This window comes from Marivibrio sp. (assembly GCF_040218065.1).
In the GTDB taxonomy this organism is placed as follows: domain Bacteria; phylum Pseudomonadota; class Alphaproteobacteria; order UBA8366; family Aestuariispiraceae; genus Marivibrio.
Window position 1 is genome coordinate 210,615 of record NZ_JAVJQE010000008.1, and the last position, 14,171, is coordinate 224,785.

The window sequence follows — 14,171 nt, forward strand, 5'->3', positions numbered from 1 at the left end:
ACGCGACTCCTTCACGCCTCTTCGATGTCGCCGCCGATCGCCTTATAGGCTTCAAAGCCGCCCGCCATGTTGACGGGGCGGCCGACGCCCATCTTCTTCGCCGTCGCGGCGGCGAGCGCGGATCGACCGCCGCTGGCGCAATAGAAGACGATCTTCTTGTCCATCAGAAGCTGCGGGTTGTGCGCCGGGCTGTCCTCGGCGATCGCGAACTCGAGAAGGCCGCGCGGCAGCATGATGGCGCCGGGGACCTTGCCTTCGCGCGCGATCTCCACCGGTTCGCGCACGTCCACGAAGATCGCTTGGTCGGTGTCGACCAGGTCGGCCGCGCTCTCCGCGTCCATCACTTCGACGGCGCTGTTCGCCTCGTTCACCAGATCTCGGATGCTTGTCGCCATGAATTCGCCCTGTCGCCTCGCTGTGTCGTGGTCGGCGTCCGTTTCGCGCCGTAGGCGGCCATCCTGACGGATCGCAGCGCGTAACGAAAGGGGCGACGAAAAAGGGGACGCCGCGGCCTGTGCGGGGCCGCGGCGTCCGGCGACGCACTCTCCGAACGAGGGGAGCTCAGAGGGCGCGCACCTCGACCAGAAACTGGTCGACGCGGTCGCCCAGCGCCTCCGCCTGCTGCGAAAGCTCCTGCGCGGCGGTGTTGGTCTGGGTCGCGGCCGCCCCGGTTTCGCCCGAGGCCTGGGTGACGCCCGAGATGTTGCTGGTCACTTCTTGTGTGGCGGCGTTCTGCTCCTCCACCGCGCCGGCGATCGCGTTGGCCATCTCGGCGATGTCGTTGACCAGATTGATGATCGCAGCGATCGAGTCGACCGAGGCCCGGGTCTCGTCCTGGATCTGCTTGATCTCGCGGGCGATGTCGTCGGTCGCCTTGGCCGTTTGGCCGGACAGCGATTTGACCTCGTTCGCCACGACCGCGAAGCCCTTGCCCGCCTCGCCGGCGCGCGCCGCCTCGATGGTGGCGTTGAGGGCCAGCAGATTGGTCTGGCTGGCGATGTCGTTGATCACCGTGACGATGTCGCCGATCTGATCGGCTTTGGCCTGCAGCGCGGTGATCCGCTCGTTCGACTCGCGCGCGCCGTGGACCGCGGCCGACACCGCTTCGGTGGTCTTGGCGATCTGCGACGAGATCTCGTTGATCGAGGCGGCCAGCTGCTCGGCCGCGGACGCGACGGTCTGTGACTGGGTGCTGGTCTCCTCCGCCGCCGCGGCCATCGACTCGGAGGTCGACAAGAGCTCGGTCGAGGCGGCCGAGACCGTGTCGACGATCGACTTCACGCCGCTTTCGAAGTTGTCCGCCAGCTTCTCCTGCGCGGTCACCACGGTCCAGCAGACCAGGATCGATCCGATCTCGCCCTTGGCGTTCTCGATGCCGGAGACCTTCAGGTCCAGCGTCTCGTCGCCGAGCTTGATCTTGGCGCGGTGCGGCAGGTTGTTGTGATTCGAGAGCATCGAGCGCTGGTGCTGCGGATTCTTGTGGAAGATGTCGATGTTGGAGCCGACCAGCTGCTCGGCCTTGATCGGCACCAGATGCTCCAGCTTGCGGATGGTCTCGACGCTGGTCTCGTTGGCGTAGACGATGTCGTAGGTCTTCGCGTCGGCCAGCATCACGTTGATCGGCATCTGATCCATCATGCGGGTCTGACGCTCGGTGTCGGCGATCGCGCGGATCTTGTCGGTGGCGATCGACCAGGAGACGACGGCCTGATCTTGACCGCCGTTCACGCCCGGCATCCGTTCGATATGCAGTTCCAGAAGCTCGGGGCCGAGCTGGATGACCGCGTCGTGCGGATAGACGCTCTCATCCGCCAGCATGGAGCGCTGATGGTGCGGATTCTTGTGAAAGACGTCGATGGACGCGCCGACGATCTGCTCGACCGGGATCGGGAGATGCTCCTCGATCTTCTTCAGGTTCGTGACGGTCGCCTTGTTGACATAGTTGATGAGCATGTCGTCCAGGCCGCAGCGGATGACGTTGAGCGGCACGGCGTCGAACATCGCTTTGAAGGCCGCGTCGCCTGCGGCCGCTTTTACGGAACCGAGTTTCGCCGTCTTCGCGGCGGCGCCTGCAGAGCCGAACATGGGCCCCTCCTTTCGTCGTCACCAGGGCCAAGGCCCTATCAGCCGAAAGGATTAGTCCGCATTACTGAATAATACGTTAACGGGATCTGACGCCCGACATTGCAAGGGAACCGTGACGCCTTACAGCGTGAACAGTCTGCCGTAGCCCGGCAGCGATGCGTCGACGCCGGCGCGCCGCAAGGCGTCCCAGGCGAGCGCAAGGTTGGAAGAGACGACCGGCTTGCCGATCTCCGCCTCCAGCGCGGCCGCTTGATCGGCCAGTCGAATCGAGGTGCAGGAGACGAACACCCCCTCCACCTCCGGGTCGGCGCCGAGCTCCCGCACCCCGGCGGCGAGCGACGGGGCGTCGACGCGCGCCGCGTCATTGTCGCTCTGCAGGCCGAAGGAGCCCATCACGGGAATCGAGAAGCCGCGCGCCATGAAGCCCTGGCGCATCTGCGCGTTCACGTCGGGGATGTAGGGGGTCAGCATCGCCAGCCGATCGATGCCCAGCGCTTCGAACGCCCGGCAGGTCGCCGCGGCCGGGTCAGTGACCGACACGCCCGGGCGCGCGCGGTGGATCTGCGCGGCCACCCGGTCGGAGCCGATCAGCATCGAGGCCGAGGTGCAGCCGTAGGCGATGACGTCGAACGGCACGCCCGGCAGCAGCAGATCCGCGCTGTCGGTCAGGCGCCGCTCCATGTCGGTCAGGGTCTCGGCCGAGATGGAGGGATCGTTGGCGATGCGCGCGCAGTAGACGGCGACCGACTCGCGCCCGCCCTCGGCCAACGCCGCGCGCTCGATGATCTCGCGCCACTCGTATTCGATCGTGTGATCGCTCGCCAGCACGATGAGGCCGAGGCGCGCCGCCCAGCCGAGCGGGGGCGCCAGCGTCGCCGGCATGGCGCGGCGGTCGACGCGCGGCACCTCGCGGCGGGCTGCGGCGCTTTGATCGCCGGCGCCGGCGGCGGCGTTCTGGTCGGGGTGATCGCGCATTCGGGCCTCCCACGCTCGATCGGTGCAGGCCGAAAGTCTAACAGCGCCGCGGACGCGCAATCTCACAAAAACGACCGCGTCCTGATCATCAGCGCCCTCGTCACTCCTGACGCACGTCGACCCATTGGCCGCCGGTGATCCGCGCCAGCTGATCCGGCGTCAGCCGGAAGACGGCGTTCGGCGTGCCGGCGGCGGCCCAGATTTCCTCCAAGTCGGCGAGATCGCGGTCGAGCAGCGTGACGGGCGCCTCCGCATGGCCGACAGGGGCCACTCCGCCGATCGCAAAGCCGGTGCGCGCGCGCACGAAATCCGCGTCCGCGCGGCCGGGTTTCTCGCCGATCAGCGCTTTGACCTTTTTTTCGTCCACGCGATTGACGCCGCTGGCCACCACCAGGATCGGGCGGTCGGTCCGCTTGCCCCGCAGGATGACCGATTTTGCGATCTGCCGCACGGAGCAGCCGATCGCCTCGGCCGCCTCCTCGGAAGTGCGGGTAGAGGCCGGGAACTCGATCACCTTGAGGTCGAGGCCGAAGGCGTCGAGCGCCTCCTGCAGCCGTTTGGCGGCGGGTTTCAGGGCGGGGGCGTCGGGCATCGGCGGTCGCTCCAAGCTGTCTTAACCATTCGGCAAAAGCTTTTCGCCACTATCGTGGACGAACTTCGATATACTATGCGGCGGGCCTCGCAGCGAAAGGGTGCGGTGCGGGGTGAAGGGGACGGCATGCTGCTGCGGAACCGGTCGGCGAACCATCGAGCGGACGCGGGCGCTTTGACGCGCCGCGCGGCGGCGTTGTGCGCCCTCGGGCGGTCGAACCGGTCCGGAGGGCGCTGATTTATGGCGCGCTCGCTCTCCTTCGAAGTCTACTACATGCAGAACGGCCGCTGGCAGATCCACGCGCGCTTCGACCACAGTCAGCGCGAAGAGGCGATCGAGGAAGCCAAACGGCTTGACACCGGGCAGTTCAAGGCCGCCTGCGTCATCCGCGAAAGTTTCGACAGCGCCACCAACAGCGCCAGCGAATCGGTGATCTATCACACGCCGACGATGAAGGCGAAGCCGCCGGTCGACTTCATCACCTCCGGCGCGCCCGACCCAAGCCAGAGCGCCAAGTCCCGCGCGCCTAGCGCGGCCGCGCCGCCAGGCTCGGCGGCCGCGAACGCCGACACCGAGGCCCGCAAGCGGATCGAGGGGGCGAAGAAAGAGCGCGCCGAGCGGCTCGCCAAAAGCGAGACGACGGAGAAGGAAGGGCGCAGCCGGCCGTTGGCCGCGCCGCCGAAGGCCGCGAAGGCCGACGACGACGAAGATGTGGACACCGCGCAACTCGTGCTGCGCATCGCGTTCGCGTTTTTGGCCGGCTGCCTCATCGGAACGGGCGTCGGCGTGATCGTGTTTTACGGCCTTCAAGGGTTGTCGAAGGCCGGCGTCACCTTCGACCGGACGATCAACCAAATCCTTTTGATCGGCGGCTGGGGGCTGGGCTGGGCGTCGATCTTCTTCCCGATGTTGCGGCGCGCGATCAAGTCGGCGCGCGCGCGACGGCGTCCCTCGGAGGATCCGACGGCGTCCGAGCCGGTGCGCGCCGCCAAACCGCCGTCCGGGCGGCGGGAGATGGACGCCGCGCAGAAAGCGCTCGCCGCCGAGGCGGCGGCGATGAAGGCCGCCGACGCGCCGGGCGGTCCGACGCCCGAAAAGGCGGCGGACGGCGCTGCAAAGGGGAACGCAGAGGCGGGTCCGGAGGGAGGCGCGGATCAGGCCGGCGCCCCGCCGCCGAAGGACGATCTGAAAAGCTTGGCGCAGGATCTCGCCGCCGACCTCTCGCCCGAGCCCGAGCCCGAGCCCGAGCTCGAGCCTGAGCCTGAGCCTGAGCCCGAGCGGGAACCGCAGCCCGAGCTCGAACCGGACTCCGCATCAAATCAGCGACCCGAACCCGAGCCCGAGCCGGAACCCGAGCCCGAGCCCGAGCCGGAACCAGAGCCCGAGCGCGAGCCGGCAGGCGGCGATCTCGCGACCCTGACCGGTCCGAGCCTGGTCAAGCACGGCTTGGCGTCCTTGGTGCGCGAAGCGCAGACGCTGTTCGGCAAGCTGTTGCAACAGGACAATTATCTGCGGTTCGGCATGATCCTGTTCCTGGCCGGCGCGGCCGAAACCTTCGCGCGCCGGGCCGGCGTGGCGCACAAGCAACTGGTGGACATGCTGTCGGTGGAGATCGAGAAGCTCGGGGCCTCCAAACAGCACGCGCGGGGTTTCGCGGCCAACATCGACGAATATCTGCTCGATCAGCGCTATTTCGACATGTACGCAGCCGGCCGGGCGAGCGCGCTTCGCGCCGTCAAGGGCGCGGCGGAGGACACCGGTCTCGGCGCGGCGGTCGAGGCTTGGCGCAATCCCGCGGCGGCCGAGCAAAGCGCCCAATCCGGGGGTCACCCCGACTCGAAGCACTATGACTCGCCGCCGAAAAAGAAAGGCGCAGGCGAGGAGGACGCCCCGCTTGGCTTCGTCGCCGTGCTGTTCACCGACATCGTGAACTCGACCGAATTGCAGCAGACCAACGGCGACCGCTGGATGTACGACGTCCTGCGCGCCCACAACGACATCGTGCGCGAGGCGATCAACCGTTTCGGCGGGCGCGAGATCAAGCACACCGGCGACGGGATCATGGCGAGCTTCCCGACCGTGCCGGGCGGCGCCGAGGCGGCGCTGGCCATGCAGGAGGGGTTCGCCCGCTTCTCTCAGATGATGCCTGACCTCGCCTTCGAAGTGCGCATCGGCCTGAGCGCGGGCGAACCGATCCACGAATCCGGCGACATCTTCGGCACCCCGGTGAATCTCGCCGCGCGGGTGATGAGCAAAGCCAAGGGCGGCCAGATCGCCGTCTCCGACAACATCCGCGAGCTGTGCGACGGCGGGGCGATGCAGTTCTACGAGCTCGGCCGGTTTCCGCTGAAGGGCTTCAAGGAGCCGCAGCCGATCTGGCAGGTGAGCCGCCCGCGCCGCAAGAGCCCGCGCGACAGCGGAGAGCGCGCCCAAGCGACGGGATGAGGGGAACGCCTCGACCGGCCCGGATCTAGGCCGGGCCGACGGCGGACGACTATCCGTCCCGGGCGGCCAGGCGCTTTCGCAAATCGAGCCGCCGCGCGTTCCCCCTCCCGCCGCATGACAGCCTCCGACCCGCCTGCTAGAAGACGGTCTCGGACACCGCAGCCAAGAGGAGCCCGCGCCATGACCGCCTGCATCGTCGGTTGGAGCCACTCGCCGTTCGGCAAACTGGAAGGCGACGACGTAGAGGCCTTGATCGGCCGGGTCGCCGCCGACGCGTTGGCCGACGCCGAGGTCGCGCCGGAAGAAATCGACGCCGTCTATCTCGGTTGGTACAACGGCGGCTTCTCGCGGCAGGATTTCGGCTCTTCCCTGGTGATGAACGCGGTCCCCGGTCTGCGCTACGCGCCTGCGACCCGGCTTGAGAACGCCTGCGCCACCGGTTCGGCGGCGGTGCATCAGGCGGCCAATTTCCTGGAGGCCAAGCAGGGTCGCACCGTGCTGGTGATCGGGGTCGAGAAGATGACCGCCACGCCCGGGCCGGAGATCGGCGGCATCCTGCTGCAATGCTCCTATGTGAAGGAAGAGGCTGAGACCGAAGGCGGGTTCGCCGGCGTCTTCGGCCAGATCTGCAACGGCTATTTCCAGAAATACGGCGACCAGAGCGACGCCCTCGCCGCCATTGCGGCCAAGAACCACAAGAACGGTTGCGAGAATCCCTACGCCCAGATGCGCAAGGATCTAGGCTTCGATTTCTGCCGCCATCCGTCCGAGAAGAACCCGCTGGTGGCCGGCCCGCTGAAGCGCACGGACTGCTCGCTCGTCTCCGACGGGGCGGCGGCGCTGGTTATGCGCGACGGCGACGCGGCGCTCGCGTCCAAGAAAGCGGTGGCGATCCGATCGCGGGCGCAGGTCAACGACTTCCTGCCGATGTCGAAGCGCGACATGACGCACCTCGACGGCTGCGCGCGCGCCTGGGAGAAGGCGCTGGAGGGCGCCAAGCTCGCCCTAGACGATCTCGATTTCGTCGAGACGCACGACTGTTTCACCATCGCGGAATTGATGCAGGTCGAGGCGATGGGCCTCGCCGCGCCCGGCGAGGGGGCGAAGACCGTGTTGGACGGGGCGACGCAGAAGGACGGCCGCCTGCCGATCAACGCCTCCGGGGGTCTGAAGGCGAAAGGTCATCCGATCGGCGCGACCGGCGTCTCGATGCATGCACTCGCCGCCATGCAGGTGCGCGGGCAAGCCGGGGGCATGCAGGTGGACGGGGCCGAGATCGGCGGCGTCTTCAACATGGGCGGCGCCGGCGTCGCCAACTATTGCTCGATCCTGCAAGCCTTGCGGTGAAAGCCGCCGCGCCGCCGGACCCAACCCCGACGGAAGGACCGGCGCTCTGGACGTGCGGGCCGTGCGGGCGTATCAACGGTCCCGGGAGCGGCTTATGCGGCAGGGCGGGCCCTTGGCGGATGAAGCGGGTGAACCGGCGGGCGCTGCGCCCGGGCCGACGCTGAACGGCGCGACGATCGAAACCGCGACGCGCCGTATCAAACGTCGCGCCGCGGCGATCAGCCTCGCGCTCGGCGTGACGGTCGCCGCCTTGGTCGGGGCCCTGATCTATCTCGGCGTGCTCGGTCAGAACCGCCTTTCCATCGAGACCTCGGAAAAGCGCGTCGCCGCCGCCTTGGAGCGCACGCGCGACCAGCTCGGCCGACAGGCCGTCGACAACGCCTGGTGGGACGCCGCGCTTGAGAACTTGATCGAGCGCTTCGATCCCGAGTGGGCGGCGGAAAATGTCGGCCTCTGGATGAACGTCACCTACGGCGTTTCGGCCACCATCGTCCTCGGCGTCCGCGACGAGCCGATCTACGCCGTGCTGGACGGCGAGCCGATCGCGGCGGACCGCGCGGCGCTGGGCCCGGGCTTCGCCGCGCTGGTCCGCAGGGCGCGCGCGGCCTCGATGGCGGAGGCGGAGGCGGCGACCGGCCTGATCCGCTGGCGCGACGAGGTCTATGCGGTCGGCCTCGCCGCCCTGACGCCGGAGAATCCGACCGGCGACGCCCTGATCGCCCGCCCGCGTCCCGTGCTCGCTTTTCTGCAGCGCATCGACGACGACTATCTGGCCGGCTTGGCCGAGCAGATTCAGGTCGGTGAAATGGTCTTGAAGCGGCGGATCGATCCCGACTGCAACGCCTGGCTGCCGTTGCAGGCCGCGAGCGGAGAGACGATCGGCGGCGTCGGCTGGAATGCGCCCGAGCCGGGGACCGAGCTGCTGAAGCAGGTGATCGCGCCCGTGCTGGCGGCGATGCTGTTGATGGGGCTGCTGGCCGCGATGTTGGTGCGGCGCACGATCAAGACCGCCGAGCAGCTGGAGCGCGCGCTGGGCGACATCCAGGGCAAGGAGCGCGACGCCCGCGCCGCCGAGTTGGAGGCGCGAACGGCGAGCGCGGCCAAGTCCCGATTCCTCGCCAACGTCTCGCACGAATTGCGCTCGCCGCTGCATGCGATCATCGGGTTCGCCTCCTTCCTTCGCGAAGAGAAGCTGGGGCCGCTGGGCCAGTCGAAATACCGAGAGTTCGCCGAACAGATCCACGAGGAGGGCAAGGCCCTGAACCAGATCGTCGACGATCTGCTGGACTACACCCGCCTTGAGAGCGAGGTCGGCGCGCATGAGGAGGATGCGGTCGACCTCGCTTATGTGCTGGATACGGTCGCGCGCGGTTTCCAGGCCCGCGCCGAGGACAAGGGGGTCGCGCTTCACGTCTCCGCGCCGGCGAATGCGCCGCGGCTGCTTGGCGACGATCGGGGGCTGCGGCAGATGGTGCGTCATCTGATCGACAACGCCGTCAAGTTCACCGCCGCCAACGGGGCCGTGCGCGCCTCGCTGGAGACGGTCGAGGACGCCGACGGCGCGACGCGCTTGCGCCTTGTCGTCGCCGACGACGGGGTCGGCATGGACCAAGCGCGGATCGATCAGATGATGGTCCCGTTCGAACAGGGCGAAGCGGACATCGACCGTCGACACGGGGGGCTCGGCATCGGCCTGGCGCTTGTGCGTCTGCTGCTGCGCAACCACGACGCCGCGCTGGAGATCGACAGCGCCGAGATGGCGGGCGCCCGCTTCACCATCACTTTCCCGCCCGAGCGCACGCTGCCGTCTGCGCCGCGCGCTATCGACGCCTCGCAGGAATCGGCTTAAGGTCCGCCCAAGACGCGGGGTTCAACAGCTTCAAGGTCGGTCGATGCCGCGCGGGTCCGTAACCGCCTTCCTGACGGCCGCCCGTCGCATCGGACGGGCTCTCAGCCTCGCGGCGCCGGCTTTGACGCTGGCCGCGCCGACGACGCTCGCCCCGTCGCAGCCGGCGGCGGCTCAGCTATACCTGGACGGTCGCACGCTTGAGGAGGCGCCGCCCTTCGTCGTTCAGCGCTACCGGGACCGGGCGGAGGCCGGCGACGCGCGCGCGCAATTCTATCTCGGCCTGATGCACGAACAGGGGCTGATCGGCCAATCGGGTCCGCAGCCGGCCGCCGCGCGCGAGTGGTTCGCCCGCGCGGGCGAGGCCGGCTATCCGCCGGCGCAGTACAAGCTCGCCGTGATGCGCGAAGAAGGGGTCGGCGGCCCGCCTGATCCGCGCGGCGCCCGCGCGCTTTACCAGACGGCCGCCGAGGCGGGCCTGAAGGAGGCGCAGTACAATTTGGCGTTGATGCTGCAGGAGGGGCGCGGCGGCCCGCGCGATCTGCGCGCCGCGATCCGCTGGTACGAACAGGCGGCGCTCGCCGGCGTTTCCCGCGCGGCGCTGGCGCTGGCGGAGCTGCATTCGACCGGCGTCGGAACGCCGGTCGATCCGGTGGAGGCTTGGGCCTGGCTCGCGCGCGCCGCCGAGCAGGGAAACGTCGACGCCGCTTCGCTTCTGAGAAAACTTGAGGCGCAAATGAGCGATGCTCAGAGGGCGGAGGCGCAGAAATTGAAACAGGCGCACGACGTCCTGGCCCAGATGCGGCGGCGTCGTTCGTGACGGGTCGCGCGATGGATAAATTCGGTCGCGCGGGCGGGAGTGTCGCGTCGGGGAAGACATAGCGTACGGCCCCGGTGAACACGGCCGGCGATCGGACCGCCGGCCCCACGCTTTAGGGGATAGAAGGCCATGGCCGAAGAAGACGATCTCGATCTTCGCGAGTTGGACGACCAGGAATTGGTCGAGCAGATGTGGGACGACCTCTATGACGGTCTCGCCGACGAGATCACCGAGGGCGTGAACATCTTGCTGGAGCGCGGCTGGCCCCCCTACCGCATCCTCACCGAGGCGCTGGTCGAAGGCATGCGCATCGTCGGCGTCGATTTCCGCGACGGCATCCTGTTCGTGCCCGAAGTGCTGATGGCGGCCAATTCGATGAAGGCCGGCATGAACATTTTGCGCCCGCTGCTGGCCGAAACCGGCGCGCCCCCGCAGGGCAAGATGGTCATCGGCACCGTCAAGGGCGACATCCACGACATCGGCAAGAACCTGGTCTCCATGATGATGGAGGGCGCCGGCTTCGAGGTGATCGATATCGGCATCAACAACCCGGTCGAGAACTATCTGGAGGCGCTGGAGAAGCACAAGCCGGACATCCTCGGCATGTCGGCGCTGCTGACGACGACCATGCCCTACATGAAGGTCGTGATTGACACGATGAAGGAGCAGGGCGTGCGCGACGACTACGTCGTACTGGTCGGCGGCGCGCCGCTGAACGAGGAGTTTGCGCGCGAGGTCGGAGCCGACGCCTATTGCCGCGACGCCGCCGTGGCGGTCGAAACCGCCAAAGAGATCATGGTGCGCAAGCACAACCAGTCGGCCTGAGCCGGGGTTTCGCAAGAGGGCGCATTATGGCGTCCGAGAGCCTGCATGATTTGGAACGTCCGGCGCCGGAGGCGGCGCCGGAACGCCGCACCGGGTCGGCCGATCAACTCGTCATCGCCTGCGGCGCGCTGGCGCGCGAGATCCTGGCGCTGATCCGTCTCAACGGCTGGACCCACCTCGATCTGACCTGCCTGCCGGCGGAGTTGCACAATCGGCCGGAGAAAATTCCGGAGCGCGTGCGCGAGAAGATCCGCGCCAACCGGGATCGCTACGCCAGGATCTGGATCGGCTACGCCGATTGCGGGACGGGCGGCGCGCTCGATCGCGTCCTGGCGGAGGAGGGGGGCGAGCGTCTCGCCGGCCCGCACTGCTACGCCTTCTTCGCCGGCCAGCCGGACTTCGAGGCGCTGCATGAGGCCGAGCCGGGGACCTTTTATCTTACCGACTATCTCGCCCGGCATTTCGAGACGCTGGTGGTCAAGGGCATGAAACTCGACCGGCATCCCGAACTGCTCTCGATGATGTTCGGCAATTACACGCGCCTCGTCTATCTGGCGCAGATCGACGACCCGGCGCTGGACGCGGCCGCCCAGGCGGCGGCCGAGCGTCTCGGCCTCGCCTATGAAAAACGCCGGACCGGCTACGGCGAACTGGCGGACTTCCTCGCCGAGACCGCCCCGACCTGACTGGAGGGAAGGAGAGACAATGGCTGATCTCATCACCGTGTATTGGCGCGACATTCCCGCCCAGGTCATCGTCAAGAAGGGCCGACGCGAGCAAGTGAAGCGCGTGCTCGACGAACGCTTCGAGAAGGCGATCGACCGGGCGGCGATGCGCGGCGAGGCGCGCTCGACCGACGACTACCTCGCGGAGTGGCGCAAGGCCGATCCGGTGACGGTCTCCGACGATCTGGAGGCGGAGGCCGAGAAGGCCGCCGCAGCGCTGGAGGCCGAATATGACGAGACGCGGCTGAAAGCGTTGGTGGAGAACGGCGGCCGGGCGGGATAGCCGGGCGGCGGCGCGCCGTCTGCGAGATCCCGATTTGGCTTGGCGACGCGCCGGCACGGCGGCGCCTAGTCTTTTCCAATCGGGACCCGTCCCGGCCGAGGCCGAGCGGCGAGCCGGCGTCCCGACATCGGCGCGCGCCCTTCCCTCAACAGGCCCCGGCCCACGGGGTCCTTGCAGCGCCGCCCCGAGTCGCCCGATGCTTGCAGGATGAACTCAGGGCGGCTCTTGCGACCCCTAGGCGGTCTCGCGCTCGCGCTTGTCTTCGGCGCGTCGTTGCTGCACGCCCATTCCGGGCCGGACGGCCCGCCGCCCGCGCCCGTGGGCTTCGAGCCCGCGCGCTGCGGCGAGCGGCACCAGCGCCTGTTCCAGGGCGACTTCGATCAATTCTGGTCCTACGTCGAGCGTCACGGCTGGGGCGGGGTGGGGGAGTTCGCCTGGTCCGTGCCGCAGGGCGCGGACGAGCCGGAGGCCGATTGGCGCGCGCGCGCCAAGGAATGCTTCCTGGAAGTGGAACGCCGCAATCATCATTGGACCGAGCCGTTGGGGCTTTACACTCTCGGCTATTTTCTGTGGCACGGCGGGGTCGTCTTCGGCTTCGAACGCGATCCGACGAAGCAGCCCGGCGTGCGCGAGCGCGGCTATCGCATGCTGCTGAAGGCGCGTCAGGTCGGCTTCGAGAAGGCCGACTACGCCTTGGTCGGCGTGCATTTCAGCATGATCCGCGCGATCGACACCGCCGCGCTGCGCCACTCCCGTGCGGCAGGGGCGGAACATCCGCCTCCGCCGCCCGCCTGGTGGCCCTCCAACGAGCGGCTGTTGCAGGACTTGAACGCCATGGGCTCGCGCGGGATCGCGGCGGCCTATCTCTCCCTCAGCGCGATCTATCGGGAGCGTTGGCTGATGGCGGAGTATTTCGGCGTCGACCACATGGGCCGCAAGGCGGAGCGGCCCGACCCCGCCTTGAAGCGCGCCTATCAAACCTATGACCATTGGTACGAGACCGTGCGCGCGCGCCAGAACCTGCCCCCGGCGGCGCCTTCGCCGCGGCCCTGACGCCTCTCTCTAGCCTTTTTCTTCCAATCCCTGACAGTCCTCACGGCGCCGCGCGCCGTTTCGGCGCTCCCCCAATCTTTTGAGCGGGAATCCCCGTTGACAAAACGATATAAAGATATTGTTATATGTCTTGGAAACAGCCTGTGAGGCCGTCATGGACGAATTGCTGCAGGGAATGCGCGCCGCCGCGGAGCCGACCCGGCTTCGGATTCTGGCCTTGTGCGCGCACGCCGAACTGACGGTCTCCGAACTCGTCCGCATCCTGGGGCAGAGCCAGCCGCGGGTCTCCCGTCACTTGAAGCTGATGGTCGAGGCGGGTCTGCTCTCCCGTTATCAGGAAGGCAACTGGGCGCGCTATCGCCTGGCGGACGGCGGCGCGTCGAGCGACCGCGCCGCGCGCCGTCAGGCGGCTGTCGGCCGGTTCGCCGAGGCGGTCATCGATCTGCTGCCTGAGGACGATCGCACGATCGCCCGCGACCTGGAGCGTCTCGAGGCGGTGAAGGCGGAGCGCGAACGCGCCGCGCAAGACTACTTCGCCCGCAACGCCGCGCAGTGGGATCGCATCCGCGCGCTGCATGTCGACGAGACGGAGGTGAATCAGGCGCTCGTGCGGGCCTTCGCCGATCAGGACGGCGGCCGATCGATCGGCCGTTTTTTGGATATCGGAACCGGCACCGGCCGGGTGGTCGAGCTGCTCGGGCCGCGCGCCGACAAGGCGATCGGCGTCGATCAGTCGTCCGCGATGCTGTCCGTCGCCCGCGCTGCGGTCGACCGCGCCCATCTGAAGCACTGCCAGGTTCGCCAAGCGGACATGTACCAACTGCCGTTCCCCGATGACGCCTTCGACAGCGCCTGCATCCACATGGTGCTGCACTATGCGGAGGATCCAGGCCGCGCGCTCGAGGAGGCCGCGCGCGTGCTGGCCCCGGGCGGGCGGCTGGTGGTTATCGATTTCGAAGCGCACAACCTCGCCGAACTGCGGGCCGAACACCAGCATCGCTGGCCAGGCTTCGCGGCGCAGGATGTGAGCCGATGGCTTGAGGGCGCCGGGCTCGCCGCGCGTCCGGTCGAGAAACTGGAGGGCGGGCCGCTGACGGTCTGCCTATGGGCCGGCGAAAAGCCGGCCGCCGCGGGCGCGGGCTCCCTGCGCGCCGTCAACGCCTGAGGAGGGCTAA

At 68.3% G+C, this 14,171-nt stretch carries 13 protein-coding genes; 9 read left to right on the forward strand and 4 right to left on the reverse strand.

Going from position 1 to position 14,171, the window contains the following annotated elements:
* Window positions 1-11: 11 nt before the first annotated feature.
* The 4 genes from RIB45_RS07345 to RIB45_RS07360 form a co-directional block, all read right to left on the reverse strand.
* Window positions 12-395, reverse strand: coding sequence for a rhodanese-like domain-containing protein (locus RIB45_RS07345; protein ID WP_350049595.1), 384 nt, complete (start codon window positions 393-395; stop codon window positions 12-14).
* A 166-nt stretch (window positions 396-561) separates the two neighbouring features.
* The gene (locus RIB45_RS07350; RefSeq protein WP_350049596.1) at window positions 562-2,085 is read right to left on the reverse strand and encodes a methyl-accepting chemotaxis protein; all 1,524 of its coding nucleotides are present in this window, start codon (window positions 2,083-2,085) and stop codon (window positions 562-564) included.
* A gap of 120 nt (window positions 2,086-2,205) precedes the next feature.
* On the reverse strand, window positions 2,206-3,060 hold the full coding sequence (locus RIB45_RS07355; protein WP_350049597.1) for a maleate cis-trans isomerase family protein: 855 nt from the start codon (window positions 3,058-3,060) through the stop codon (window positions 2,206-2,208).
* 100 nt (window positions 3,061-3,160) lie between these two features.
* Window positions 3,161-3,652, reverse strand: coding sequence for a YbaK/EbsC family protein (locus tag RIB45_RS07360; protein WP_350049598.1), 492 nt, complete (start codon window positions 3,650-3,652; stop codon window positions 3,161-3,163).
* 240 nt (window positions 3,653-3,892) lie between these two features.
* Here RIB45_RS07360 and RIB45_RS07365 point away from each other — a divergent pair, with 240 nt between their 5' ends.
* The 9 genes from RIB45_RS07365 to RIB45_RS07405 all read left to right on the forward strand — a co-directional run bounded on the left by RIB45_RS07365 (window position 3,893) and on the right by RIB45_RS07405 (window position 14,161).
* On the forward strand, window positions 3,893-6,097 hold the full coding sequence (locus RIB45_RS07365) for an adenylate/guanylate cyclase domain-containing protein (RefSeq protein WP_350049599.1): 2,205 nt from the start codon (window positions 3,893-3,895) through the stop codon (window positions 6,095-6,097).
* Window positions 6,098-6,277: 180 nt separating this feature from the next.
* Entirely contained in the window at window positions 6,278-7,444 is a 1,167-nt protein-coding gene (locus RIB45_RS07370; protein WP_350049600.1) for an acetyl-CoA acetyltransferase, read from the forward strand.
* 94 nt (window positions 7,445-7,538) lie between these two features.
* Window positions 7,539-9,293, forward strand: coding sequence for a sensor histidine kinase (locus tag RIB45_RS07375; protein ID WP_350049601.1), 1,755 nt, complete (start codon window positions 7,539-7,541; stop codon window positions 9,291-9,293).
* A gap of 43 nt (window positions 9,294-9,336) precedes the next feature.
* On the forward strand, window positions 9,337-10,110 hold the full coding sequence (locus RIB45_RS07380) for a tetratricopeptide repeat protein (protein WP_350049602.1): 774 nt from the start codon (window positions 9,337-9,339) through the stop codon (window positions 10,108-10,110).
* Between the two features lie 129 nt (window positions 10,111-10,239).
* Complete coding sequence (locus RIB45_RS07385; protein WP_350049603.1) at window positions 10,240-10,935, forward strand: cobalamin B12-binding domain-containing protein; 696 nt, start codon at window positions 10,240-10,242, stop codon at window positions 10,933-10,935.
* Window positions 10,936-10,961: 26 nt separating this feature from the next.
* Window positions 10,962-11,621: a DUF1638 domain-containing protein gene (locus RIB45_RS07390; protein WP_350049604.1), complete on the forward strand. Its 660-nt coding sequence runs from the start codon at window positions 10,962-10,964 to the stop codon at window positions 11,619-11,621.
* A gap of 19 nt (window positions 11,622-11,640) precedes the next feature.
* The gene (locus tag RIB45_RS07395) at window positions 11,641-11,943 is read left to right on the forward strand and encodes a virulence factor (RefSeq protein ID WP_350049605.1); all 303 of its coding nucleotides are present in this window, start codon (window positions 11,641-11,643) and stop codon (window positions 11,941-11,943) included.
* A 225-nt stretch (window positions 11,944-12,168) separates the two neighbouring features.
* Window positions 12,169-12,996: a hypothetical protein gene (locus tag RIB45_RS07400; RefSeq protein WP_350049606.1), complete on the forward strand. Its 828-nt coding sequence runs from the start codon at window positions 12,169-12,171 to the stop codon at window positions 12,994-12,996.
* A 130-nt stretch (window positions 12,997-13,126) separates the two neighbouring features.
* A complete protein-coding gene (locus RIB45_RS07405) occupies window positions 13,127-14,161 on the forward strand; it encodes an ArsR/SmtB family transcription factor (protein WP_350049607.1) in 1,035 nt (344 codons plus the stop codon).
* Window positions 14,162-14,171 lie beyond the last annotated feature (10 nt).

What these genes read in the sequence shown, in the direction of transcription:
- RIB45_RS07380 (WP_350049602.1), top strand. Translation starts at nt 9,337, where the DNA reads ATGCCGCGCGGGTCCGTAACCGCCTTCCTGACGGCCGCCCGTCGCATC.
- RIB45_RS07355 (WP_350049597.1), bottom strand. Translation starts at nt 3,060, where the DNA reads ATGCGCGATCACCCCGACCAGAACGCCGCCGCCGGCGCCGGCGATCAA.
- RIB45_RS07375 (WP_350049601.1), top strand. Translation starts at nt 7,539, where the DNA reads ATGCGGCAGGGCGGGCCCTTGGCGGATGAAGCGGGTGAACCGGCGGGC.
- RIB45_RS07345 (WP_350049595.1), bottom strand. Translation starts at nt 395, where the DNA reads ATGGCGACAAGCATCCGAGATCTGGTGAACGAGGCGAACAGCGCCGTC.
- RIB45_RS07370 (WP_350049600.1), top strand. Translation starts at nt 6,278, where the DNA reads ATGACCGCCTGCATCGTCGGTTGGAGCCACTCGCCGTTCGGCAAACTG.
- RIB45_RS07385 (WP_350049603.1), top strand. Translation starts at nt 10,240, where the DNA reads ATGGCCGAAGAAGACGATCTCGATCTTCGCGAGTTGGACGACCAGGAA.
- RIB45_RS07390 (WP_350049604.1), top strand. Translation starts at nt 10,962, where the DNA reads ATGGCGTCCGAGAGCCTGCATGATTTGGAACGTCCGGCGCCGGAGGCG.
- RIB45_RS07360 (WP_350049598.1), bottom strand. Translation starts at nt 3,652, where the DNA reads ATGCCCGACGCCCCCGCCCTGAAACCCGCCGCCAAACGGCTGCAGGAG.
- RIB45_RS07350 (WP_350049596.1), bottom strand. Translation starts at nt 2,085, where the DNA reads ATGTTCGGCTCTGCAGGCGCCGCCGCGAAGACGGCGAAACTCGGTTCC.
- RIB45_RS07395 (WP_350049605.1), top strand. Translation starts at nt 11,641, where the DNA reads ATGGCTGATCTCATCACCGTGTATTGGCGCGACATTCCCGCCCAGGTC.
- RIB45_RS07365 (WP_350049599.1), top strand. Translation starts at nt 3,893, where the DNA reads ATGGCGCGCTCGCTCTCCTTCGAAGTCTACTACATGCAGAACGGCCGC.